Annotated in this window: 15 protein-coding genes and 1 tRNA gene; 14 read left to right on the top strand and 2 right to left on the bottom strand. The window is 35.1% G+C overall.

Annotated elements, in window-relative coordinates; translation table 11 throughout:
* The first annotated feature begins 52 nt into the window (after positions 1-52).
* The 11 genes from tuf (at position 53) to FC091_RS04480 (ending at position 13,140) form a co-directional block, all read left to right on the top strand.
* Entirely contained in the window at positions 53-1,240 is a 1,188-nt protein-coding gene (gene tuf, locus FC091_RS04530) for an elongation factor Tu (protein ID WP_076617142.1), read from the top strand.
* Between the two features lie 64 nt (positions 1,241-1,304).
* Positions 1,305-1,377 (top strand) — tRNA-Trp (locus FC091_RS04525).
* A 45-nt stretch (positions 1,378-1,422) separates the two neighbouring features.
* Positions 1,423-1,617 carry a preprotein translocase subunit SecE gene (secE, locus tag FC091_RS04520; protein ID WP_138433094.1) on the top strand — a complete coding sequence of 65 codons (195 nt, stop codon included), beginning with the start codon at positions 1,423-1,425 and terminating at the stop codon, positions 1,615-1,617.
* A gap of 17 nt (positions 1,618-1,634) precedes the next feature.
* Entirely contained in the window at positions 1,635-2,180 is a 546-nt protein-coding gene (nusG, locus tag FC091_RS04515; RefSeq protein WP_076617136.1) for a transcription termination/antitermination protein NusG, read from the top strand.
* Positions 2,181-2,249: 69 nt separating this feature from the next.
* Entirely contained in the window at positions 2,250-2,690 is a 441-nt protein-coding gene (rplK, locus tag FC091_RS04510; RefSeq protein WP_138433093.1) for a 50S ribosomal protein L11, read from the top strand.
* 10 nt (positions 2,691-2,700) lie between these two features.
* On the top strand, positions 2,701-3,390 hold the full coding sequence (gene rplA / locus FC091_RS04505; RefSeq protein WP_138433092.1) for a 50S ribosomal protein L1: 690 nt from the start codon (positions 2,701-2,703) through the stop codon (positions 3,388-3,390).
* Between the two features lie 19 nt (positions 3,391-3,409).
* Positions 3,410-3,931 (top strand): 50S ribosomal protein L10, encoded by a 522-nt coding sequence (gene rplJ / locus FC091_RS04500; RefSeq protein ID WP_138433091.1) that lies wholly within the window; start codon positions 3,410-3,412, stop codon positions 3,929-3,931.
* 62 nt (positions 3,932-3,993) lie between these two features.
* Positions 3,994-4,371 (top strand): 50S ribosomal protein L7/L12, encoded by a 378-nt coding sequence (gene rplL, locus FC091_RS04495; protein WP_138433090.1) that lies wholly within the window; start codon positions 3,994-3,996, stop codon positions 4,369-4,371.
* A gap of 123 nt (positions 4,372-4,494) precedes the next feature.
* Positions 4,495-8,307, top strand: coding sequence for a DNA-directed RNA polymerase subunit beta (gene rpoB, locus FC091_RS04490; RefSeq protein WP_138433089.1), 3,813 nt, complete (start codon positions 4,495-4,497; stop codon positions 8,305-8,307).
* A 73-nt stretch (positions 8,308-8,380) separates the two neighbouring features.
* Complete coding sequence (rpoC, locus tag FC091_RS04485) at positions 8,381-12,682, top strand: DNA-directed RNA polymerase subunit beta' (protein WP_138433088.1); 4,302 nt, start codon at positions 8,381-8,383, stop codon at positions 12,680-12,682.
* 140 nt (positions 12,683-12,822) lie between these two features.
* Positions 12,823-13,140, top strand: a complete 318-nt coding sequence (locus FC091_RS04480) for a DUF3467 domain-containing protein (protein WP_076617118.1) — start codon at positions 12,823-12,825, stop codon at positions 13,138-13,140.
* A gap of 608 nt (positions 13,141-13,748) precedes the next feature.
* Here the strand turns inward: FC091_RS04480 and FC091_RS04475 are convergent.
* Positions 13,749-13,979: a (4Fe-4S)-binding protein gene (locus FC091_RS04475; protein ID WP_138433087.1), complete on the bottom strand. Its 231-nt coding sequence runs from the start codon at positions 13,977-13,979 to the stop codon at positions 13,749-13,751.
* Between the two features lie 140 nt (positions 13,980-14,119).
* Positions 14,120-15,709 carry a peptide chain release factor 3 gene (locus FC091_RS04470; protein WP_138433086.1) on the bottom strand — a complete coding sequence of 530 codons (1,590 nt, stop codon included), beginning with the start codon at positions 15,707-15,709 and terminating at the stop codon, positions 14,120-14,122.
* Between the two features lie 107 nt (positions 15,710-15,816).
* On the opposite strand from FC091_RS04470, the gene FC091_RS04465 reads away from it, so the two are divergent.
* From FC091_RS04465 to FC091_RS04455, 3 genes are all read left to right on the top strand, one after another.
* A complete protein-coding gene (locus FC091_RS04465) occupies positions 15,817-17,754 on the top strand; it encodes a sensor histidine kinase (RefSeq protein WP_138433085.1) in 1,938 nt (645 codons plus the stop codon).
* A 38-nt stretch (positions 17,755-17,792) separates the two neighbouring features.
* Positions 17,793-18,515, top strand: a complete 723-nt coding sequence (locus tag FC091_RS04460; RefSeq protein ID WP_138433084.1) for a LytR/AlgR family response regulator transcription factor — start codon at positions 17,793-17,795, stop codon at positions 18,513-18,515.
* A 586-nt stretch (positions 18,516-19,101) separates the two neighbouring features.
* The coding region (locus tag FC091_RS04455; RefSeq protein WP_138433083.1) for a DUF7507 domain-containing protein at positions 19,102-25,399 on the top strand (6,298 nt) is incomplete at its 3' end.

Raw genomic sequence — 25,399 nt, 5'->3', positions numbered from 1 at the left:
ACTTAGAATAGCAATTGAACACTAATATTAAATAAGATTAAATAAATTAAACATGGCAAAGGCAACTTTCGATCGTTCAAAACCACACTTAAATATAGGTACTATTGGACACGTAGATCACGGTAAAACAACTTTAACTGCTGCTATTACTAAAGTATTAGCTGATGCAGGTTTATCTGAAGCAAGAGCATTCGATCAAATCGATAATGCACCAGAAGAAAAAGAAAGAGGTATCACAATTAATACTTCTCACGTAGAATATCAAACAGCAAACCGTCACTATGCCCACGTTGACTGTCCAGGTCACGCGGATTACGTAAAGAACATGGTTACTGGTGCTGCTCAAATGGATGGTGCTATTTTAGTTGTTGCTGCAACAGATGGTCCAATGCCACAAACTCGTGAGCATATTTTACTTGGTCGTCAGGTAGGTATTCCTCGCATCGTAGTATTCATGAACAAAGTGGATATGGTTGATGATGAAGAGTTATTAGAATTAGTAGAAATGGAAATCAGAGATTTATTATCTTTCTACGAGTATGATGGTGATAATGGTCCTGTAATCGCTGGTTCTGCATTAGGTGCATTAAACGGTGAGCAAAAGTGGGTTGATACTGTAATGGAATTAATGGAAGCTTGTGATAGCTGGATTGAAGAGCCGGTACGTGATATGGACAAGCCTTTCTTAATGCCAATCGAAGATGTATTCTCAATTACTGGTCGTGGTACTGTAGCAACTGGTCGTATTGAAACTGGTGTAGCTAATACAGGTGACCCTGTTGAGATTATTGGTATGGGTGCTGAGAAATTAACATCTACTATTACTGGTATCGAAATGTTCCGTCAAATCTTAGATAGAGGTGAAGCTGGTGATAACGCTGGTATCTTATTAAGAGGTATTGAAAAAACTCAAATCTCTAGAGGTATGGTAATCGTTAAGCCTGGTTCTGTAACTCCTCACCAAAAATTCAAAGCTGAGGTTTATATCCTTAAGAAAGAAGAAGGTGGGCGTCACACACCATTCCACAATAACTACCGTCCTCAGTTCTACGTACGTACAACTGACGTAACTGGAAACATTTCTCTTCCAGATGGTGTTGAGATGGTAATGCCTGGTGATAATTTAACTATTACTGTTGAGTTAATTCAACCAATTGCGATGAACGTAGGTTTACGTTTCGCTATCCGTGAAGGTGGTAGAACAGTTGGTGCTGGTCAGGTAACTGAAATTTTAGACTAAACAAAATAGTTAAAATAAATTAATTAAGGTGTCCTGATATTTCAGGATGCCTTGATTATTGTTTACGGGTTTAGCTCAGTTGGTAGAGCACTGGTCTCCAAAACCAGGTGTCGGGAGTTCGAGTCTCTCAACCCGTGCAAAATTAGATAACAGGTTAAAAGTAACCTTTAAATAATATACAAATGGCAGGATTAATAACATATATAAAGGAATCATTCGAAGAGTTAAAAAACAATGTGTCTTGGACGCCTTGGGCAGAAGCTCAAAGATTAACTGTAATCGTAGCAGTGTTTTCAATTATTTTTTCTTTAGCCATTTGGGGTGTTGACACTGTTTTTAGTAAAGCAGTAAGAGTATATTTCGATTTATTAAACTAACAAATACATAAAGGGAGATGTCAGATAAAAAATGGTATGTTGTTAGGGCAGTAAGCGGTCAGGAAAATAAAATTAAGACCTACATAGAAAATGAAATCGCAAGATTAGGCTTAGAAGATTATGTAGATCAAGTTTTAGTCCCTACTGAAAAAGTTATTCAAATCCGTAACGGTAAGAAAATAAACAAAGAGAAGGTTTATTTTCCAGGATATATAATGATACAGGCTAACTTAAGTGGTGAAATTCCTCACATTATAAAATCAATTACTAACGTTATTGGTTTTTTAGGTGAAACAAAAGGTGGTGATCCTGTGCCATTAAGGCAGTCTGAAGTTAACAGAATGTTAGGTAAAGTTGATGAATTGGCAATTGAGGCAGATGCTAATATTGCAATTCCATTTACAAAAGGTGAGACTGTAAAAGTTATAGATGGGCCATTCAATGGTTTTGATGGTACTATCGAGAAAATTTTTGAAGAAAAGCGTAAGCTTGAGGTAATGGTTAAAATCTTTGGAAGAAAGACACCATTAGAATTAAGTTATATGCAAGTTGAAAAGTTATAATAATTGTTACAATAAAGATAGCGTTAGTCTTAGCTTCCAACATAGACAAGACGCACTAAATTTTAAAAAATGGCAAAAGAACTAGACAAAGTAGTTAAGTTACAAGTTCGGGGAGGTGCTGCGAATCCATCGCCACCGGTTGGACCCGCTTTAGGTGCCGCTGGAGTTAATATCATGGAGTTCTGTAAGCAGTTTAATGCTAGAACTCAAGATAAGCCAGGTAAAGTATTACCTGTGGTAATATCTGTTTACAAAGACAAATCTTTTGAATTTGTAATCAAAACACCACCAGCTGCAGTACAATTATTAGAAGCGGCCAAAGTAAAGAAAGGATCTGGAGAACCTAACCGACGCAAAGTAGCAAAAGTAACTTGGGATCAAGTTAGAACAATTGCAGAAGATAAAATGCAAGATTTAAATGCATTCGAAATCGGATCAGCTATGAAAATGGTTGCTGGTACTGCAAGATCGATGGGTATCACTGTTAAAGGAGGTGAAGCTCCAAACTAAATTTTTACAAATGGCAAGATTAACAAGAAAGCAAAAGGAAGCAAGAGCTAAAGTTGATAAAAACAAACTTTACTCTTTAGAAGAAGCTTCAGCTTTACTAAAAGAAATCACATACACTAAGTTTGATGCTTCAGTAGATTTAGCAGTTAGATTAGGTGTAGATCCACGTAAAGCCAATCAAATGGTTCGTGGTGTAGTTTCTCTACCACATGGTACAGGTAAAGATATGAAGGTTCTTGCATTAGTTACTCCAGACAAAGAAGCAGAAGCTAAAGAAGCTGGTGCTGATTATGTTGGATTAGATGAATACTTACAAAAAATTAAAGACGGTTGGACAGATGTAGACGTTATCGTTACAATGCCAAGTGTTATGGGTAAGTTAGGACCATTAGGTAGAGTATTAGGGCCAAGAGGTCTTATGCCAAACCCTAAAACAGGAACAGTAACTATGGATATAGGAAAAGCTGTTAGTGAAGTGAAAGCTGGTAAAATTGACTTTAAAGTAGATAAAACAGGTATCGTACATGCACCAATAGGAAAAGCGTCTTTTAGCGCTGAAAAATTAGTTGGTAATGCAAATGAGCTGTTAACCACTTTAATGAAGTTAAAACCAACTGCAGCTAAAGGTACTTACATGAAAAGTATTTACATGTCTAGTACTATGAGTCCAAGTATCGCAATAGAGACAAAAATAGGATAGTAGTTAAACTTAGAATATTATGACAAGAGAAGAAAAATCGGTAGTAATTGAAGAGTTGACTGCTCAATTAGCAGATAATACTAATATCTATTTAACAGATATCTCAGGATTAGATGCAGCAACAACTTCAAATTTAAGAAGAGCTTGTTTCAAATCTAACATTAAGTTAGCTGTTGTTAAGAATACGCTTTTAGAGAAAGCGATGGAAGCATCGGAAAAGGATTTCGGTGATTTACCAACAACTCTAAAAGGTAATACTTCTGTAATGTATTCTGAAACAGGAAATGCACCGGCAAAAGTTATAAAAGAATTTCGTAAGAAATCTGAAAAGCCTTTATTAAAAGGTGCTTTTATTGAAGAAGCAATTTACATAGGCGATGACTTACTAGATACATTAGTTGAAATTAAGTCTAGAGAAGAATTACTTGGTGAGATTGTTACATTGTTACAATCACCTGCTAAGAATGTTATCTCAGCACTTAAATCAGGTGGTGGTACAATCGCTGGATTAGTTAAAACATTATCTGAAAGAGAAGGATAATTTATAACAAGAACACACTTAGAAATAAAAATAAAAACACACACACATTAAAACAATAGAAAATGGCAGATTTAAAAGATTTCGCAGAACAATTAGTTAACTTAACAGTAAAAGAAGTTAACGAATTAGCAACAATATTAAAAGACGAGTACGGTATTGAGCCTGCTGCTGCAGCTGTAGCTGTTGCTGCTGGTGGAGCTGCTGCTGGTGGAGACGCTGCAGAAGAGCAAACTGAATTCGACGTAATTCTTAAGTCAGCAGGTGCTTCTAAATTAGCAGTTGTAAAGTTAGTTAAAGAATTAACTGGTTTAGGATTAAAAGATGCTAAAGGTTTAGTTGATGATGCACCAAGTACAGTTAAAGAAGGTGTTTCTAAAGACGAGGCAGAAGGCTTAAAATCTTCTTTAGAAGAAGCTGGAGCTGAGGTTGAGCTTAAGTAAGCTCAGCTTAACCTACAACATATGGTTTAGGTCTGGAGTGTCCCTCCAAGACCTAAACCCTTTTGTGTATATAAACGTTATATACATTTTTTAGTTTTTATTTAATAAAAATCTCGTTCATCAATGTTAGCAAAAAAGGCTGAAAGAATTAATTTCTCTTCTATTGTAAATAGAACAGATTACCCAGACTTTTTGGATATTCAAATTAAGTCCTTCCAGGATTTTTTCCAATTAGAAACAAAGTCAGAAGCAAGAGAAAATGAAGGGTTATACAATACCTTCATGGAAAATTTCCCTATTACAGATACTCGTAATCAATTTGTATTAGAATTTTTAGATTACTTTATCGATCCTCCACGCTATACTATAGAAGAGTGTATAGAAAGAGGATTAACATACAGTGTTCCTTTAAAAGCTAGATTAAAGTTATACTGTACAGATCCTGAACACGAAGATTTTGAAACAATCGTTCAAGATGTATATTTAGGTACAATTCCTTACATGACGCCTAGCGGTACTTTTTGTATTAATGGTGCAGAGCGTGTAGTTGTATCTCAGTTACACCGTTCACCAGGTGTATTCTTTAGCCAGTCATTCCACGCTAATGGTACTAAGTTATATTCTGCAAGAGTAATTCCTTTTAAGGGGTCTTGGATTGAATTTGCTACAGATATCAATAGTGTGATGTACGCTTACATTGATAGAAAGAAAAAATTACCTGTTACTACGCTTTTCCGTGCTATCGGTTTTGAGCGTGATAAAGATATTTTAGAAATCTTTGATCTTGCAGAAGAAGTAAAAGTTTCTAAATCTGGATTAAAGAAAGTAATCGGTCGTAAACTTGCTGCACGTGTACTTAACACATGGCACGAAGATTTCGTGGACGAGGATACAGGTGAGGTTGTATCTATTGAGCGTAACGAAATTGTTTTAGATCGTGACACAATAGTTGACAAAGATAATATTGAAGAAATCCTTGAAGCAGGTGTAAAAACAATTCTTTTACACAAAGAAAGTGCACAGCAAGGAGATTACGCAATTATTCACAATACATTACAAAAGGATCCAACAAACTCTGAAAAAGAAGCTGTTGAACATATCTATCGTCAATTACGTAATGCAGAGCCGCCAGATGAGGAAACGGCACGTGGTATAATTGACAAATTATTCTTCTCAGACCAACGTTACTCTTTGGGTGAAGTAGGTCGTTATAGAATGAATAAGAAATTAGGTTTAGATATCGGAATGGATAAGCAAGTGCTTACCAAAGAAGATATCATAACCATCATAAAATATTTAATTGAGTTAATTAACTCTAAAGCTGAGATCGATGATATCGATCACTTATCTAACCGTCGTGTACGTACAGTAGGTGAACAGTTATCTTCTCAGTTTGGTGTTGGTTTAGCTCGTATGGCACGTACAATTCGTGAGCGTATGAACGTTCGTGATAACGAGGTGTTTACTCCAATAGACTTAATTAATGCTAAGACATTATCGTCTGTAATTAATTCTTTCTTCGGTACAAACCAGTTATCTCAATTTATGGATCAGACCAATCCATTAGCAGAGATTACTCACAAACGTCGTTTATCTGCATTAGGACCAGGTGGTCTTTCAAGAGAAAGAGCAGGTTTCGAGGTACGTGACGTTCACTATACACATTATGGACGTTTATGTCCTATTGAAACACCAGAAGGACCAAACATTGGTTTAATATCCTCATTAGGTGTGTATGCTAAGGTAAATTCAATGGGATTCATTGAAACACCATATAGAAAAGTTGAAAACGGTGTTGTTGATATTAAAAATACACCAACATATTTAAGTGCTGAGGAAGAGGAAGAAATGATGATTGCTCAGGCAACTGTAGAAGTTGATGATAAAGGTAAAATTCAGCATGATAAAGTAATTGCAAGACAAGAAGGTGATTTCCCTGTGATTGAGCCAACCAGTGTTAATTACACAGATGTTGCACCAAACCAAATTGCATCTATTTCGGCATCATTAATTCCATTCTTAGAGCATGATGACGCAAACCGTGCCTTAATGGGATCTAACATGATGCGTCAGGCAGTTCCATTATTAAGACCTGAAGCACCAATTGTTGGTACAGGATTAGAGCGTCAAGTAGCATCAGACTCTAGAGTATTAATTAATGCTGAAGGAGAAGGTGTTGTTGAGTATGTTGATGCGGAGAAAATAGTTATTAAGTACGAACGTACTGAAGAAGAAGCAATGGTTAGCTTTGACAGTGATGTTAAAGAATATCCATTAGTAAAATTCAGAAAAACAAACCAAGGTACCTCTATTAACTTAAAACCAATTGTTAGAAAAGGAGATAAAGTTTCTAAAGGTCAGGTTTTATGTGAAGGTTATGCAACTCAAAACGGAGAATTAGCACTTGGTAGAAATATGAAAGTTGCCTTTATGCCTTGGAAAGGGTATAACTTTGAGGATGCGATTGTAATTTCTGAAAAAGTTGTTCGTGATGATATCTTTACATCTATCCATATCGATGAGTACTCTCTAGAAGTTAGAGATACCAAATTAGGTAACGAAGAGTTAACTAACGATATACCAAACGTTTCAGAAGAGGCTACTAAAGACTTAGATGAAAACGGTATGATTCGTGTTGGTGCTGAGATTAAGCCTGGTGATATCTTAATTGGTAAGATTACACCAAAAGGTGAATCAGACCCAACTCCAGAAGAAAAGTTACTTCGTGCGATATTCGGTGACAAAGCAGGTGATGTTAAAGATGCATCTTTAAAAGCATCTCCATCATTAAATGGTGTTGTTATCGATAAAAAATTATTCGCAAGAGCAGTAAAGGATAAGCGTAAGAGAGCTCAAGACAAAGAAGATATCGAGAAGCTAGAAGATGCTTACGACAAGCGTTTTGATGATTTAAAAGCAATTTTAGTTGAAAAGCTTTTTGCAATCGTTAATGGTAAAACTGCACAAGGAATCTATAATGATTTAGGTGAAGAAATTATACCAAAAGGTAAAAAGTATACCTTAAAAATGTTAAATGCCGTAGATGATTACACGCACTTAACATCTGGTAAATGGACAACTGATGATCATACAAACGAACTTGTTGCTGATTTAATCCACAACTATAAGATTAAAGAAAATGATCTTCAAGGTTCATTGAGACGTGAGAAGTTTACAATTTCTGTTGGTGATGAATTACCAGCAGGTATCATTAAGCTTGCTAAAGTTTACATCGCTAAGAAACGTAAACTAAAAGTAGGTGATAAGATGGCAGGTCGTCACGGTAACAAAGGTATTGTTGCACGTATTGTTCGTCAAGAAGATATGCCATTCTTAGAAGACGGAACACCTGTAGATATTGTACTGAACCCACTTGGTGTACCTTCTCGTATGAACATTGGTCAGATTTATGAAACAGTATTAGGTTGGGCAGGTCAGAAGTTAAATAGGACTTATGCAACTCCAATTTTTGATGGTGCTACTTTAGATCAGATTAATGGCTTTACAGATGAAGCTGGTGTACCAAGATTTGGTCATACCTATTTGTATGACGGTGGCACAGGAGATCGCTTTGACCAACCTGCAACAGTGGGTGTTATCTACATGATAAAACTAGGTCACATGATTGACGATAAGATGCACGCACGTTCTATAGGTCCTTATTCATTAATTACGCAACAACCATTAGGTGGTAAAGCACAATTTGGTGGTCAGCGTTTTGGTGAGATGGAGGTATGGGCACTTGAAGCATATGGTGCATCAAGTACTCTACGTGAGATCTTAACTGTGAAATCAGATGACGTAATAGGTAGAGCAAAAACTTACGAAGCAATCGTTAAGGGTGAGCCAATGCCAGAACCAGGACTACCTGAATCGTTCAATGTATTAATGCATGAATTAAAAGGTTTAGGATTAGATATTAGATTAGAAGAATAAAAAAAGTAGTAGACAGTCATCAGCGCATATTAATTTGTGTGCTGAAGGCTGAAGACTGAATACTATAAAAAACATGGCAAGAAAACAAGATAAGAATACAGTACAGAAATTTAATAAAATTTCTATTGGTTTAGCGTCTCCAGAATCTGTTTTAGCAGCTTCTCGAGGTGAAGTATTAAAGCCAGAAACTATCAATTATCGAACTCACAAACCTGAGCGTGATGGTTTGTTCTGTGAGCGTATTTTTGGTCCTGTAAAGGATTATGAGTGTGCTTGTGGTAAATACAAAAGAATACGTTACAAGGGTATTGTTTGTGACCGTTGTGGTGTAGAAGTAACTGAAAAGAAAGTACGTAGAGACAGGGTTGGACATATTAATTTAGTTGTTCCTGTAGCTCATATCTGGTATTTCCGTTCTTTACCTAACAAAATAGGTTACCTTCTTGGATTACCATCTAAGAAATTAGATATGATTATTTATTACGAACGTTATGTGGTTATTCAACCAGGTAATGCAATGAATGCTGAAGGTGAGCCAGTACAAAAAATGGATTTCTTAACAGAAGAAGAATATCTTAATATTTTAGAATCTCTTCCTCAAGAAAACCAATACTTAGAAGATACTGACCCAAATAAGTTTATCGCTAAAATGGGTGCTGAGTGTCTTATCGATTTATTAGCTAGAATTGACTTAGACCAATTATCTTACGAATTAAGACACAAAGCTAATAATGAAACATCTAAGCAACGTAAAACAGAAGCTTTAAAGCGTCTTCAGGTTGTTGAAGCTTTTAGAGAATCTAACGAAAACAGAGAGAACAGACCAGAATGGATGATCATGAAGGCTGTTCCTGTAATACCACCAGAATTAAGACCTTTAGTGCCTCTAGATGGTGGTCGTTTTGCAACTTCAGATTTAAATGATCTTTACCGTCGTGTAATTATCCGTAACAACCGTCTTAAGAGACTTGTTGAGATAAAGGCTCCAGAAGTGATTTTACGTAATGAAAAGCGTATGTTACAAGAATCTGTAGATTCATTATTTGATAACACGCGTAAATCATCTGCAGTAAAAACAGACTCTAACAGACCTTTAAAATCTTTATCAGATTCATTAAAAGGTAAGCAAGGTCGTTTCCGTCAAAACTTACTAGGTAAGCGTGTTGATTACTCTGCACGTTCCGTGATTGTTGTAGGACCTGAGTTAAAATTATTCGAGTGTGGATTGCCAAAAAATATGGCAGCAGAGCTTTACAAGCCTTTCATCATTAGAAAATTAATTGAAAGAGGAATTGTTAAGACTGTAAAATCAGCAAAGAAAATTATAGATAGAAAAGAGCCTGTAGTATGGGATATCTTAGAGAATGTTCTTAAAGGACATCCAGTATTGCTAAACCGTGCTCCAACGCTTCACAGACTTGGTATACAAGCATTCCAGCCAAAACTTATCGAAGGTAAAGCAATTCAGTTACACCCATTAGTGTGTACAGCATTTAACGCGGATTTCGATGGGGATCAGATGGCAGTGCATTTACCATTAGGGCCTGAAGCAATCTTAGAAGCGCAATTATTAATGTTAGCTTCACACAACATATTAAACCCTGCAAACGGATCGCCTGTTACGGTACCTTCTCAGGATATGGTACTTGGTCTTTACTATATGACTAAGCTACGTAAGACTGATAAAGAATATACTGTTAAAGGTGAAGGATTAACGTTCTATTCGCCAGAAGAAGTAACAATTGCCTACAACGAGAAGAAAGTTGATCTTAATGCAGGAATTAAGGTTAGAACTAAAGATTTTAACGAGAAAGGTGAACTAACTACTCAAATTATTGAAACTACTGTTGGTCGTGTACTTTTCAACGAAAAAGTGCCAGAAGCAGCAGGTTATATTAATGAGGTTTTAACTAAAAAGTCTTTAAGAGATATTATTGGTAATATCCTTAAAGTAACTTCAGTTCCAGAAACAGCTGAGTTCTTAGATGAGATTAAGACTTTAGGTTACAAGTTCGCATTCCAAGGTGGATTATCATTTAGTTTAGGTGATATCATTATACCTGAAGAAAAGCACGCTATGATTGACGCTGCCAACAAGCAAGTTGATGGTATTATGGGTAACTATAACATGGGTCTTATTACCAATAATGAACGTTATAACCAAGTTATTGATATCTGGACGTCTACCAATGCTGAATTAACTGAATTGTCAATGAAGCGTATCCGTGAAGATCAGCAAGGTTTTAACTCAGTATTTATGATGTTAGACTCTGGTGCTCGTGGATCTAAAGAACAGATTCGTCAGTTAACTGGTATGCGTGGATTAATGGCAAAGCCTAAAAAATCCAACGCAGGTGGTGGTGAGATTATTGAAAACCCAATTCTTTCTAACTTTAAAGAAGGGCTTTCAATTTTAGAATACTTTATCTCTACTCACGGTGCTCGTAAAGGTCTTGCAGATACGGCTCTTAAAACTGCTGATGCAGGTTACTTAACACGTCGTTTAGTAGATGTTTCACAAGATGTGATTGTATACGAAGAGGATTGTGGTACATTAAGAGGTATCGAAGTTTCTGCTCTTAAGAAGAATGAAGAAGTTGTAGAGAAGTTAGAAGCTAGAATAGTTGGTAGAACATCGTTAAATGATGTCTACGACCCACATACTGAAGAATTAATTGTAGAAGCAGGTGGTCATATTGATGATGCAATTGCAAAACAAATAGGTGATTCTGCTATCGAATCTATAGAAGTGCGTTCGCCATTAACGTGTGAGGCTAAAAAAGGAATATGTGTGAAGTGTTATGGACGTAACCTTGCTACTGGTAAAATGGTACAACGAGGTGAAGCTGTTGGTGTAGTTGCTGCTCAATCTATTGGTGAGCCAGGCACACAGCTTACACTGCGTACGTTCCACGTAGGTGGTATTGCAGGTAACATTTCTGAAGAGAATAAGTTAATAGTTAAGTTTGATGGTATTGCAGAAATCGATGACCTTAAAACTGTAAAAACTAAAGATAACGAAGGAAACGAAGTTGATGTTGTTATCTCTAGAACTTCAGAATTAAAGTTAACAGATGCTAAAACAGGTATTGTTTTAAGTACAAATAATATTCCTTATGGTTCGCACATCTTTGTTAAGCCAGGCGCTAAAGTGAAGAAAGGTGATATCATCTGTCAGTGGGATCCATATAACGGTGTGATTATTTCGGAATTTGCTGGTAAAGTGAAGTACGAAAATATCGAGCAAGGTGTAACCTACCAAGTAGAGATTGATGAGCAAACAGGTTTCCAAGAAAAAGTAATTTCAGAATCTAGAAACAAGAAGTTGATACCAACATTATTGATTGAAGATTCTAAAGGAGAAACAATCCGTTCTTACAATTTACCTGTAGGTGCACACATTATGATTGACGATGGTGATAAAATTGAGATTGGTAAAATCTTAGTTAAGATTCCTCGTAAGTCTGCCAAAGCTGGTGATATTACTGGTGGTCTTCCACGTGTAACTGAGTTATTCGAGGCACGTAATCCATCTAATCCAGCAGTTGTAAGTGAGATTGATGGAGTGGTTTCATTTGGTAAAATTAAACGTGGTAACCGTGAGATTATAATCGAGTCTAAATTAGGTGAGGTTAAGAAGTACTTAGTAAAATTATCTAATCAAATTCTTGTTCAAGAAAATGATTATGTAAAAGCAGGTATGCCTTTATCTGATGGGTCTATTACGCCAAATGATATCTTAAATATCAAAGGCCCTTCCGCAGTACAACAATACTTGGTAAATGAGGTACAAGAAGTATATCGTTTACAAGGTGTAAAGATTAATGATAAACACTTTGAAGTTGTTGTAAGACAGATGATGCGTAAGGTAAGAATTATGGATTCTGGTGACACAATTTTCTTAGAAAATCAATTAGTACACAAATCAGATTTCATTGAAGAAAATGATAAAATTTTCGGTATGAAGGTTGTAGAAGACGCTGGTGATTCTGAGAATTTAAAATCAGGTCAAATCGTTACTGTACGTCAGCTAAGAGATGAAAACTCAATCTTACGTAGAGAAGATAAAAACCTTGTTACTGCTAGAGATGTACAGCCAGCTACAGCAACACCAATATTACAAGGTATTACTAGAGCTTCATTACAGACTAAATCGTTTATCTCCGCAGCATCGTTCCAAGAAACTACTAAGGTTCTTAACGAAGCAGCCGTAAATGGTAAGGTAGATACTCTTGAAGGACTGAAAGAAAATGTTATTGTAGGACACAGAATACCGGCTGGTACAGGTGTTAGAGAATATGATAATATTATTGTAGGTTCTAAAGAAGAATTTGATCAAATGATGAAAGCTAAAGAAGAAATGAACTTTAACTAAATGAGACTTATGTTTATCAAGCCGAAGGCAAAGATAAACTTGTAAGTCGAATTTATCCTGAACTTGATTCAGGATCCCATAAAACAAAAGCCTTCATTCTATTATAGTTTGAAGGCTTTTTTAATTTTAAAATTAATATTATGTCAGAAGAAAAAAAGAATCCAAAAAAAGGACAGATAAATATAGAGTTAGACGAAAAGGTAGCAGAAGGTACTTATTCTAACTTAGCAATCATTAATCATTCAGTTTCAGAGTTTGTTGTGGACTTTGTAAGCATAATGCCAGGTACACCTAAGAGTAAGGTAAAGTCTAGAATAATTTTAACACCACAACATGCTAAACGTTTATTAAAAGCACTAGGTGATAATGTAGCTCGATTTGAAAAAGCCCATGGTGAAATCAAAGATTACGAGCAACCACCAATTCCTTTGAACTTCGGACCAACAGGTCAGGCATAAATTTAGAATTTGTGGTTGCGAGAAATGTTTCCATACAGCAACCACCAATTCCTTTGAACTTCGGACCAACAGGTCAGGCATAAATTTAGAATTTGTGGTTGCGAGAAATGTTTCCATACAGCAACCACCAATTCCATTGAATTTTGGACCCACAGGTCAAGCATAAATTTAGAATTTGTGGTTGTGAGAAATATTTTCATATGGCAACCACCAATTCCATTAAATTTTGGGCCAATAGGTCAGGCTTAAATTTAGAAATTGTGGTTGGAGAAACGTTCCATACAGCAACCACCAATTCCTATTCATCCAATCGAAGCTTTAGCGAAGTTGAATTTAATTTCGAACCAATAGGTCAAGGATGATTTTATTATAGTAGAATTCTATAGAAATTTCTTATTGTATTTGAAAAAGTAATAAATATTGAAGTATTTCTAGAGGAACAGAAGAAGTTATAAATTTAGTTAATCTAATCTGTTATAAAAATGATTTAGCGTTCTTTAAATCGCTTAAATTCAATTTCTCTGTTTTTAAAGCTGAAATTAAAGACAATAAAAAATCCTTGTAGTATTTCACTACAAGGATTTTTTATTACTTAGAAAGTATAAACTTTAGGCCACATCTTTTTGGTTTAGATGATATTTTAGTGCACCTGATGGACATTTCTTAATCTGATTTACAATCACATCCGTTTGTGCACCATCTAAGTCAATCCATGGAATCACAGAGTTCCTAAATACTTCTGAAAGTTGTTTAGCGCAAATACCAGCATTTACACAACAACGTGGTTCGTAGGTTACAGTAATCTCTTTATTACTGTATACGTTTGCATTTACATCCATAACAAGTAGATTGGTTTGGGGTTAATCTTTCAATAAGACAAAATAATTAATAACCAATAGTAATCAAAACATCGTTTAAAGGCAAAAAATATCGATAAAAAACACTGTAATTTAACTAAAATGAAAAAGTTTCTTACATTTTATTCAAACTCAGACGTCATATGAAATGTTATACTTGGATATTTTTGTTGTGTCATTTGTAGGGTAAACATTGAGTCTGCCAAAAAAACCAATTGATTTTGCTTATCTCTAGCTAAATAGCGTTGTTTCACCCTTAAAAAATCTTTAAATTCATCACTCTTTTCATTATCTGTCTGAACCCAACATGCTTTATGTACATTAAGGTTTTCGTAAGTACATTTTGCACCATATTCGTGCTCTAATCTGTATTGAATAACTTCATATTGAAGCGCTCCAACTGTACCTATGACTTTACGACCATTATAATCTAATGTAAACAACTGAGCAACACCTTCGTCCATTAATTGGTCAATACCCTTGTAAAGCTGCTTAGCTTTCATTGGGTCAGCATTATTAATATATCTAAAGTGCTCAGGTGAAAAACTTGGAATACCTTTATAATTAAGAGTTTCTCCTTCGGTTAAAGTATCACCAATTTTAAAGTTTCCAGAGTCTTGTAGGCCAACAATATCGCCAGGATATGAGATGTCTACAATTTCTTTCTTTTCAGCAAAAAAAGCGTTAGGACTAGAGAATTTAAGTTTTTTACCATGCCTTACATGTAAATAAGGAGTATTTCGTTTGAACTCTCCAGAAACAATCTTCACAAAGGCCAATCTGTTTCTGTGGTTTGGATCCATATTGGCATGAATCTTAAAAACAAAACCAGAAAATTCCTTTTCGTCGGGTTGTACTAAACGTTCTTCACTTTTTTTAGCTCTAGGCTTCGGTGCTATTTCAACAAAACAATCCAATAATTCGCGCACACCAAAATTATTCAATGCAGAACCAAAAAATACAGGTTGTAAATGACCATTTAAATAGGCTTCTTTATCAAACTCAGGGTAGATACCCTCTACCAATTCTATCTCATCTCTCAGAGTTTGCGCTGCTTTTTCACCAACAAGCTTATCTAACTCTTTAGAATTTAAATCAGAAATTTCAACTGTATCGTTAATATGCTGCTTACTATCTCCTTCAAAAAGATTAACGTTCTTTTCCCAAATGTTATAAATCCCTTTAAAGTCGTAACCCATACCAATTGGGAAACTTAAAGGAGTAACTTTTAGTCCAAGTTTTTGTTCAACTTCATCCAGAAGGTCAAAAGCGTCCTTACCCTCACGGTCTAGTTTGTTAATAAAAACAATCATTGGGATATTACGCATTCTACAAACTTCAACGAGTTTTTCGGTTTGTTCCTCAACACCTTTGGCTACATCAATAACTACAATTACGCTATCTACAGCTGTTAACGTTCTAAAAGTATCCTCGGCAAAATCTTTGTGGCCAGGTGTATCTAGAATATTAATTTTAATACCGTTGTATTCAAAAGCCAAGACAGATGTAGCAACAGAAATACCACGTTGGCGCTCTATCTCCATAAAGTCGCTCGTAGCACCTTTTTTTATTTTATTACTTTTTACTGCACCTGCTTCTTGGATAGCACCACCGAAAAGTAATAGCTTTTCTGTTAATGTAGTTTTACCAGCATCTGGATGTGATATAATTCCAAATGTTCGTCTTCTATTTATTTCTTCCTTAAAACTCATTGAGAATGATTAAAACGAGTGCAAATATAATATTATTAAGTTCATATAAATTATGTAGAATATAATTAAACAACATCCATATATTTACGGCTTTAATTTTCCGATTAATGAAATTTAGATTTTTATTTTTTCTGTTTTTAAGCCATTGTTTGTTCTCCCAAAATACTATAGAGCTGCCTATTGATGATATCAAAAGTCAAGATAGTATACTCAAAATTGAAAAGTACATACTCAATAAAGAACATGACTCTGCTATAGCGATGATTGAAAAGATAAAGAAGTCTTCTTATGTCAATGCATTGTATCGTATAGCTAGCAATAATAATCCTACTTATATCGATTATACCAAACTTATAAATAGCTTAACTAAAAATCCGAAACTATCGTACCAAAGTGTTTCAGATTACATTAATCTTAATGTAGAAAAGCCCACAGACACTAAGAAAATAGATTTAGATTACGTAAAAATCAAAGTAAATCAAATATCCAAACTTCGAGATGATATCTCTATTGAATCAGCTTCTAAAATTCAGGAAGCATTAGATAATTATATCAATGCTTTCAACGGTAATAATGACGATGTAAAAAAAGCAAAGATTTATTCAAGCACACATCAGATAGTTCTGTATATCATTCAACAAGATATAGAAAAAGGAAAAAAATTATGCTTAGAAAATTTTGATGAAGCCAAAAAATTAAATGATAATGAGCTGATGATTACATCCTTGTATTATTTATGTGATTTTTTGGTATTAGAAGGAAAACTAAATGAATATATTGAAAAATGTGAACTGAGTTTAGAGTTAGAAAAATCATTGACAGAACACAGTCCGTATTATATTGGGACACTTGTTCACATCATCGATGCCTATATATATAAAGGTGGAGAGGACGAAAAGGTAAAGTTGCTACTAAAAGAACTTTATAATGATAAGGGCTCTTCACAACAAAGCTATTCTCTATACGCAAAGTATTTAGGTACTATAGATCTTGAATCTAAAGATGCAAACGATATCTTTGATTTGTTTAAAGTAAATGACATAATTGGTTTTAGTAAGCTTACAAGTAAGCTTGGTGAACAAACATTAAATCCTAATGATCAGTATCAGCTAATTAGAGAAATTTCTCAAACTTTAGAAAACCACAATTATTTAAAAGAGGCAATATATTTTAAAGATCAGACTGTAGTACAAATAAAAAAAATTTACTCTCAAGATTTAGCTAGCTCTTTAGCAAGTTATAAAGTAAATCAGGCAGAGAAAGAAAAAAATCTAAGTGTAGCGCACGAAAAAGAAAGAACTAACCTCTATATTATTATAGCAACTTTAGTAGGTTTTCTTTTCTTAATTTCTGCATGGGCATACTTTAAAAAGAAGAAACAGTCAGAAGTACTTAAAGAAAAAAATAGAACCATTGAGGTGGCCTTAAAAGAAAAAGAACTTTTGGTAAAAGAAGTACACCATAGGGTAAAAAATAATTTTCAGATAGTGTCTAGCTTATTAGAGTTACAGACAAATAATATAGAAGATAAAAAAGCATTACAATTAATTGAAGATGGGCAAAATAGGTTAAGGTCTATGGCGATAATTCATCAAAAATTATATCAAAATAAGGATGGTTTAATAGACTTTAATGATTACATAACTCTTTTGGTAAAAGAATTAACATCTTTATATGATTCAGATAAAAAAATAGAAATTCATATAGACATCAATAAAATATTTTTTGATATCGATACAGCAATACCTTTAGGTTTAATAATAAATGAGTTGGTAACTAATGCATATAAGTATGCATTTAAAGAAGAAGAAGGAAAGTTGAATATATCTATTGATAAGTCGGAAGAGTACCATACACTAAAAGTTTATGACAATGGTACTGGACTAAACACTAAAACCAACTTTGACAGCATTAAAACTACAGGCTTAAGATTAGTAAAGCGACTAGTTAAACAGATACATGGCAATATTGAATATAAGAATAGAAGCGGCGCCTATTTTGTAATTACCTTTAAGGATACAAAATCCAGAAAAACAGTTAATTAAAGATATCTTATCAGATATAATCATTAAAAACTCAAGCAATGAACAAAATTAGAGTTTTAATAGTTGAAGATGAAGTTATCATAGCAGATAATATAAGAGATGCTTTAGAAAGTTTAGGTTATGACGTGTTAGAACCAGCTATAAATTTTACGGAAGCAATAGAAACTATTGAAAACGAAAAACCAGATATTGCTATACTAGATGTTCAGCTTTCTGGCAAAAAAACTGGTATAGACTTAGCTCAAGTAATAACGGATCAGTACAAATTTCCCTTTATATTTTTGACATCCAACTCTGACGAACTAACATTAAACGAAGCGAAACAAGTATCACCCTCTGCCTATTTAGTAAAACCGTTTTCTAAGAGAGAATTATACACATCTATAGAAGTGGCAATTTTTAACCATTCTCAAAAACAAAAAACATTTACAAATAACCAAATAAAAGAAGACGATGCTTTATTTCTTAAGATTAAAGGCGTATATCAAAAAATAAAGTTTAATGATATCCTTTATTTGCAGAGTGATCACGTTTACATTCTGATTTTTCTCACCAATAGTAAAACTATACTGGCCAGAGCCACACTAAATGACATGTTAGATAAGCTGTCTAAAGATTTTATTAGAGTTCACAGAAGTTTTATTATAAATTCTAAATTTTTAACTCAAATTTCTGGCAATACTGTAACAGTGAATGATTCTGTAATTCCTATTGGTAAAAAATTCCGCCAAGTAATTTTAGAAAAAATAAACTATATGTAAATGTTAAAGCTTTAATAGAGGTTTTTTCATTTAGTAACAATTATAATGGTGTTCGTAACATTAAATGTTAAATTTTAGTTGCTATGACTTAATTTTACTTCTGAATTTGTTGGGTTGAATTTTGAATTTTTTACATCATAAAAGTCACCATTCGTCTACATCATAAAAGTCACCATTCGTCGAACTACCAATTCCACTCAACATACAATATTGGTCGTTCAACTAAAAGAGAAATAGAAGTATAACGATTTGGTAATTTTGTAATTATATTTCGGAAACGAAAATCAATTATTTCTTTTTGTACTTTTACATTAAGAAAATTTTAAGATTAGTTTTCCTACTAAGTAAGCCCCGAAGTTGATTAATAGCAAATCTCTTCACCTAGATTTATTTAGTTTTTATTAGTGACATCAAGACAATTTTTAGTGTCTTAAAAGATATAAAAGAATAACTCAAAGGTTTTTTATATAAAAATCTTACAAAAAAAATTTGTTTTTTACACTTTGTCGGATATATTTGCATTTTATCGACAAATTAAAAGCATCGATTTAATAAAATTTGAATTATACATCAACTATATAATAATATGAAAATCTCTACACGATTCTCTAATTTAAGCTTAGCCTACATATGTTTAGGATTTGTCTTTTTCCATTCTATTACAATTAAAGCCCAAAGCTGTCCAACTATTAATGAAGACGGTATATTTAATCCTGAAACAGATGTACTGATGACCTCTTATCATCAATCGATGGCTAAAACCACTACTGGTATTGTGGCTTGGGGTGAAGATATGGCTGCAAACGGAGGTAATGCCAATGTCATTACGGAAGTTACACCAGCAAATGGTTACAATTACTCGGGAACTCCTTTGCACTTTGCACTCTCTGGTAATTCAGATGGGCAAGGTTTCTTAGCTACTACTGTTAGTTTGTATGCTTGGGGTGGTGTTGGCGAAGTTGTTGATGGTGACTTTGTCTCTGGAATAGGGTTTAATGATATGGATGCTACTCAGACTCTACCTTTTAATTCAGCTGACATTACACAAATGCATGCCAGTTCAGATGTACTTTTTGTAATTGCTGCAGGAGAAGTTTGGGTTGCTACAACAGGCACGACAGCACCAAGTGGTAATAACAGTACCAATGGAAATATTTGGCAACAGGTACAGACATCTGCTGGAGTTCCTCTTACTGGAGTAATCAATATAACTGGTAATAAATATGCTGGTTATGCACTTCTGTCTAATGGTGATATTTATACATGGGGAGATAATGTGGTAATTGGTGATGGTAGTCCCGCTCAAAACCTAGACTTTGCAACTTTAATGGCTACTCCACCAGCACCAGTGAAAGAAATATCTTCGTTTACACACAATGATGGTGATACAGGTCTATTATTGTTGGCAACTGATACAAAAGTTTATGGTGTAGGAGATAATACACTTGGAGAATTAATAACTACGGGTTCTGGTGTTGTTACTTCATGGACGGCAATACAAGATAATTCGGGCATGAGTGATCTTACAGGAGTTATCCAATTATCAACCACACATACTTCGGAAGAATGGGCTGCAGCTGCAGTACTTGTTGAACCAGCGTTACCCTCTGATCCTTATATCATATATAGTTGGGGTTGGAATAATCAAAACTCTATCGGTCAAGGTGGCAATGCTGTTATTCAAAATCCAACTATTCCTCCGTCATTCAATGTCGGTGTAGACGATCCAGTTTACGTGAGCGTGGGTGGTCATGCAATGACATTTTTCAATAGAGCTGGTGGTGGTTCAATTTGTTTTGTGGGACATATTACAAGTGGAAGTACCGGTGGTTTAACCACAGGATCTGGAAATGTGTTTGAATGTGTTATACCTGCAACAGTAGAGCTTTGCGGATCTCAACCAACAATTTTAGCTTTAGATGATGATTTTAGTGGTTCACCATTTGATGCGATTACTGGCGGTACTACCGCTAGTGTTTTTGCAGACAACGGGAATGGTATTGATGAATCGGATGGTTCACCAGCAACAGACGCAAATATTAATGATAATATAAATATTAGTAACAATGGAGGCTTAACAGGTGTTTCTATTAATACAGACGGAACAATAGATGTGCCAGCAGGCGCAACTGCAGGAACTTATACAGTAACGTATGAGATTTGTTTAAATGCTCCAAATGAAACTATATGTACTACAGCAAATGTAATCATCGAATTAGTAGCAAATTGTGATATCACAGCAATAAGTTCTTCTAATGAATCTGTTTGTAATGATAACCTAACACCAGATAATATTAGTGATGATACCTTTACGGCAGATATAACAGTAACTTTTACTAATGCACCTGGAGTCGGTACTCTAGATTTATCTGGTGATGGTACTGCTTCTGTTTCTGTGGTAGGTTTAACCTCACCACATACATTTACAGGTGTGACTCTGCCTGCTAATGGTAGTGCAATTTCATTAACAGCAACGTTTTCTGATGATGGTGCTTGTACGCTAACTAATAATTCGGTTGTTAATGCACCTTTTGAGTGTAGTGACGATGAGTGTCCAGATGTTATTCCACCAGGATCGCCATCAAGTGCACTTACAGCAGTTGATGTTACTTTTGATATTGTTAATCTAAATGATGAAGCTAATGCAAACTTATCAACTAAGCAGTTTAATAGTATTACTATAGCTGGTGAGCCTGCACCTTTTACAGATTTATTGGTGCCAGATAATATTTCGTATTCTTATTCTTCACCATCAGCAACTAACCAAAGGATGATAAATAATGGTGTTGATGGCGCTGCTATTACTGATGGTCCTGCAATTTTTGATCCTGAATTAATTGCCGCAAATACAGATAGAAACTTAAACCATTACTTTAGAAACGATGGTAATATTTTTCCAACAGACTATGTAAACTTTGAATTTAACTATGATATAAATTCAGCCTCTAATAGATATGTTATAATTACTGAGCGAAATGGTAATAATACTATGGAGGCTCAAGCCATAGACGAAAATGGAAATGTAATTGGAACTCCTCAAATTGTTGATAATGTCGGTGGTGGAACAACAACCTATATAGCCACAGGTCAGAACAATGATAATGGACAACAAATTTATGCCACAGTATATCCGCTAACTGCTTTTGTTGGGCCAAATATTCCTATTCGTGGTATAAGATTAACGCAAACTGGTGCACCAGCTAGTGGTGGTGATGGTGGTGATGGTAAAGTATTTATAGTATACGATCCATTTTTCTTAACACCTCCGCCTACTATTTCTTTGTCCACCTCTTTTACTCAACCAGTGTGTCCGGCAAATGAAGGTACAATTACCATAGATGCAACAGATAATGGAGGAGGTCCATTAGAATATAGTATTAATGGCGCTACAGGCCCATGGCAAGCTTCTAATGTATTTAACAATGTTGGTCCTGGAACATACAACGCCTCAGTAAGGTATATTGGTTCTCCTTCATGTCAAAATATTAGCCCAGATGCTTTTACACTTTTAGATGCAGGTTGTGTAGCTTGTAATATTTCAGATATTACATCCTCAAATATTGACCCTTGTGACGATAATAGTACACCGGGAGATATAACGGATGATACTTTTACCGCAGATATAACGGTAACTTTTGTTGGTGCACCTTCTACAGGAACTCTAGACCTTTCTGGTGATGGTTCGGCATCAGTTTCAGTTGTTGGATTAACCTCACCACATACATTTGTCGATGTAGTTCTTCCAGCAGATGGTGGAGCAATAGATTTAACGGCAACATTTTCTGATGATGTAACTTGTACATTAAACAACACAAATGTATTTACAGCACCTTTTGAGTGTAGTGATGATGCCTGTCTAGATGTGATTCCTCCAGGAAATCCAACAACGGCATTATTGGCAGGCGATGTAACCTTTGATGTTAACACAGGCTCAAATCAGTTTGATCCTGCTATTTTAAATTTTATAACAGTTGCAGGTCAGCCTAATCCTTTTACAGGTATTGCCAGACCAGAATCTACAAATTACTCATTTGCTAATCAAGCAGCTGCTAATCAGTTTATTACTCTTCAGAATACAACAACAAATGATATCACTCAAGGACCAGCAATATTTGATCCAGCTTTAATAGAAGCTAATTCAAATGCAAACTTGAGAAACTTCCTTTCTCTAGACAATGGTATTGAATCTACAGACTATGTAGAGTTTGTTTACAATTCAGACATAACATCTGCATCAAATAGATATGTGGTTGTTACTGAGCGAAATGGTAATAACGAAGTAAGTATTCAGGCTTTGGATAATAGTTTGAATTTAACAGGAAACGTAGTCACAGTTACTTTAGCTGATTACATAAATACAGGAGTGCCTATTCTTTCAGGTGTAAATGTATTTGCAGCTATTTATCCCTTAACAGCGTTAGTGCCATCTGGTACAGATATTAGAGGTGTTCGAATCACACAGAGTGGTGCAACAGGAACAGATGGAGGAGATGGCAAGATGTTTATACTTTACGATCCAAGTTTCTTTATTCCACCCCCAACAATTGAAGCTACAACAGATATAATTCAGCCAACTTGTCCAACAAATTTAGGATCTATAACCATTGATGCAACCGATAATGGTGGTGGTACTATAGAGTATAGTATCAATGGCGTAGCTGGACCATGGCAAACATTTAACGTATTCAATAACTTAATACCAGGTACATATACACCAGCAGTAAGGTATCAATCCGATATTCAATGTGTAGCTGTAGCTAATTCTGTGACGTTACAAGATTCTGATTTTGATATTACAGTGCTTACTGCATCAGATATAACAGCATGTAATGATAATGGTACACCATCAGATATAACAGACGATACTTTTACTGCAGACATTACGGTAACTTATGATAATGCTCCTTCTAGTGGAACTTTAGATATTACTGGTGATATTACACTGAGTATAGCTGTAGGTAGTTTAGATGGTGCAACAAGTCATGTTTTTGATGATGTTGTTTTACCAGCAAATGGTAATGATTTATCTTTTACGGCTACTTTTTCAGACGCACCTTCATGTACATTAACGGATTCTGCTTTAATTTCAGCACCTTTTGAGTGTAGTGATGATGCCTGTCTTGATGTAATTCCGACAGGAAATCCAACAGCATCATTATTAGCAGGCGATGTAACCTTTGATGTTAATACAGGCTCAAATCAGTTTGATCCTGCTATTTTAAATTTCATAACAGTTACTGGTCAGCCTAACCCTTTTACAGGTATTGCTAGACCAGAATCTACAAATTACTCATTTGCCAATCCAGCTGCAGCAAATCAGTTTATCACAGAACAAAACACAACAACACACGATATATCTCAAGGACCAGCAATATTTGATCCAGCTTTAATAGAAGCTAATTCAAATGCAAACTTGAGAAACTACCTTGCTTTAGACAATGGTATTGAATCTACAGATTATGTAGAGTTTGTTTACAATTCAGACATAACATCTGCATCAAATAGATATGTAGTTGTTACTGAACGAAACGGTAATAATGAAGTGAGCATCCAAGCTTTGGATAATAGTTTGAATTTAACAGGAAACGTAGTTACGGTTACCTTAGCTGATTATATAGATACAGGAGTACCAATACTTTCAGGTGTAAATGTATTTGCAGTAATTTATCCATTAACAGCATTGGTACCATCTGGTACAGATATTAGAGGTGTTCGAATCACACAGAGTGGTGCAACAGGAACAGATGGAGGAGATGGCAAGATGTTTATACTTTATGATCCAAGTTTCTTCGTCCCACCTCCAACAATTGAAGCTTCAACGAGTAGTATACAACCAACATGTTTGTCTAATTTAGGTACTATAACTGTAGATGCAACCGATAATGGTGGTGGTACTATAGAGTATAGTTTATCAAGTCTAAGTGGGTCAAACGATCAAACATGGCAGACATCCAATGTGTTTAACAATTTACCACCAGATTCTTATACTATAGAGGTTAGGTACCAAGCTACAACTACATGTAGTGCTACATCCTCAATGCCAATTGTTTTAGATTCTGCAGATTGTAGTATTAGTTTAATTAAGAGTATTACTAGTATCACTTCTTCAGGAGCACCAGGTTTATTAGATGATATTATAAATTATGAATTTACTATAACTAACACTGGTGATGAAACGTTATCTAACATAGTTGTAACAGATCCAATAGTCGGAACAGTTACTTGTGTAGATTCTAGTTTAGCACCAGGTTTAAGTACAACTTGTTCTGCTTCATATACTATATTACAATCTGATGTTGATGCAGGTGGAGTTGAAAATTCTGCTTTTGTTACTGCAGAAGTTCCAGGAGGGGATATTGGAAACACTTTAGACGATATTACAGACACATCTGACACTGGTACAGCAGCTGATGGTTCTGTAGTTACAGATCCTGAAACTGTTGAAACAGATGATATAGATTCCATTAATGGTGATAATAATGATGCTGACACTACTAATGATGTCACGCCTTTTACAATTCCTGAAGATCCAAGCATCGAGGCCGTTAAGACGGTAGCGATCACCAATGATGTAGCACCAGTAGGGGCAAGTTTAGGAGATACGGTAGAATATACGATCACGGTAACCAATACAGGTAATGTGACCTTAGACGGAGTAGCGATAGCGGATACGTTCGTGGACGCCAATGGTAACCCACTGACCTTATTGACCGGTCCAACGTTTGTAGGCCCATCCAGTTTAGGCAGTGCAGAAGGCGACCTATTGGTTGGCGAAGTAGCGACGTATACGGCGACCTATGTCATCGAGCAGGATGCCGTGGATGCCGGAGGCTTTAGCAACAGTGTTTTAGCTGATGGCGATAGTCCAGCGGACACGAATGTCG

The organism is Winogradskyella algicola, from assembly GCF_005869935.1.
GTDB classification, from domain to species: domain Bacteria; phylum Bacteroidota; class Bacteroidia; order Flavobacteriales; family Flavobacteriaceae; genus Winogradskyella; species Winogradskyella algicola.
Note: the sequence above shows the minus strand (reverse complement) of the source record. Positions and strands in the feature narration are given on the sequence as shown.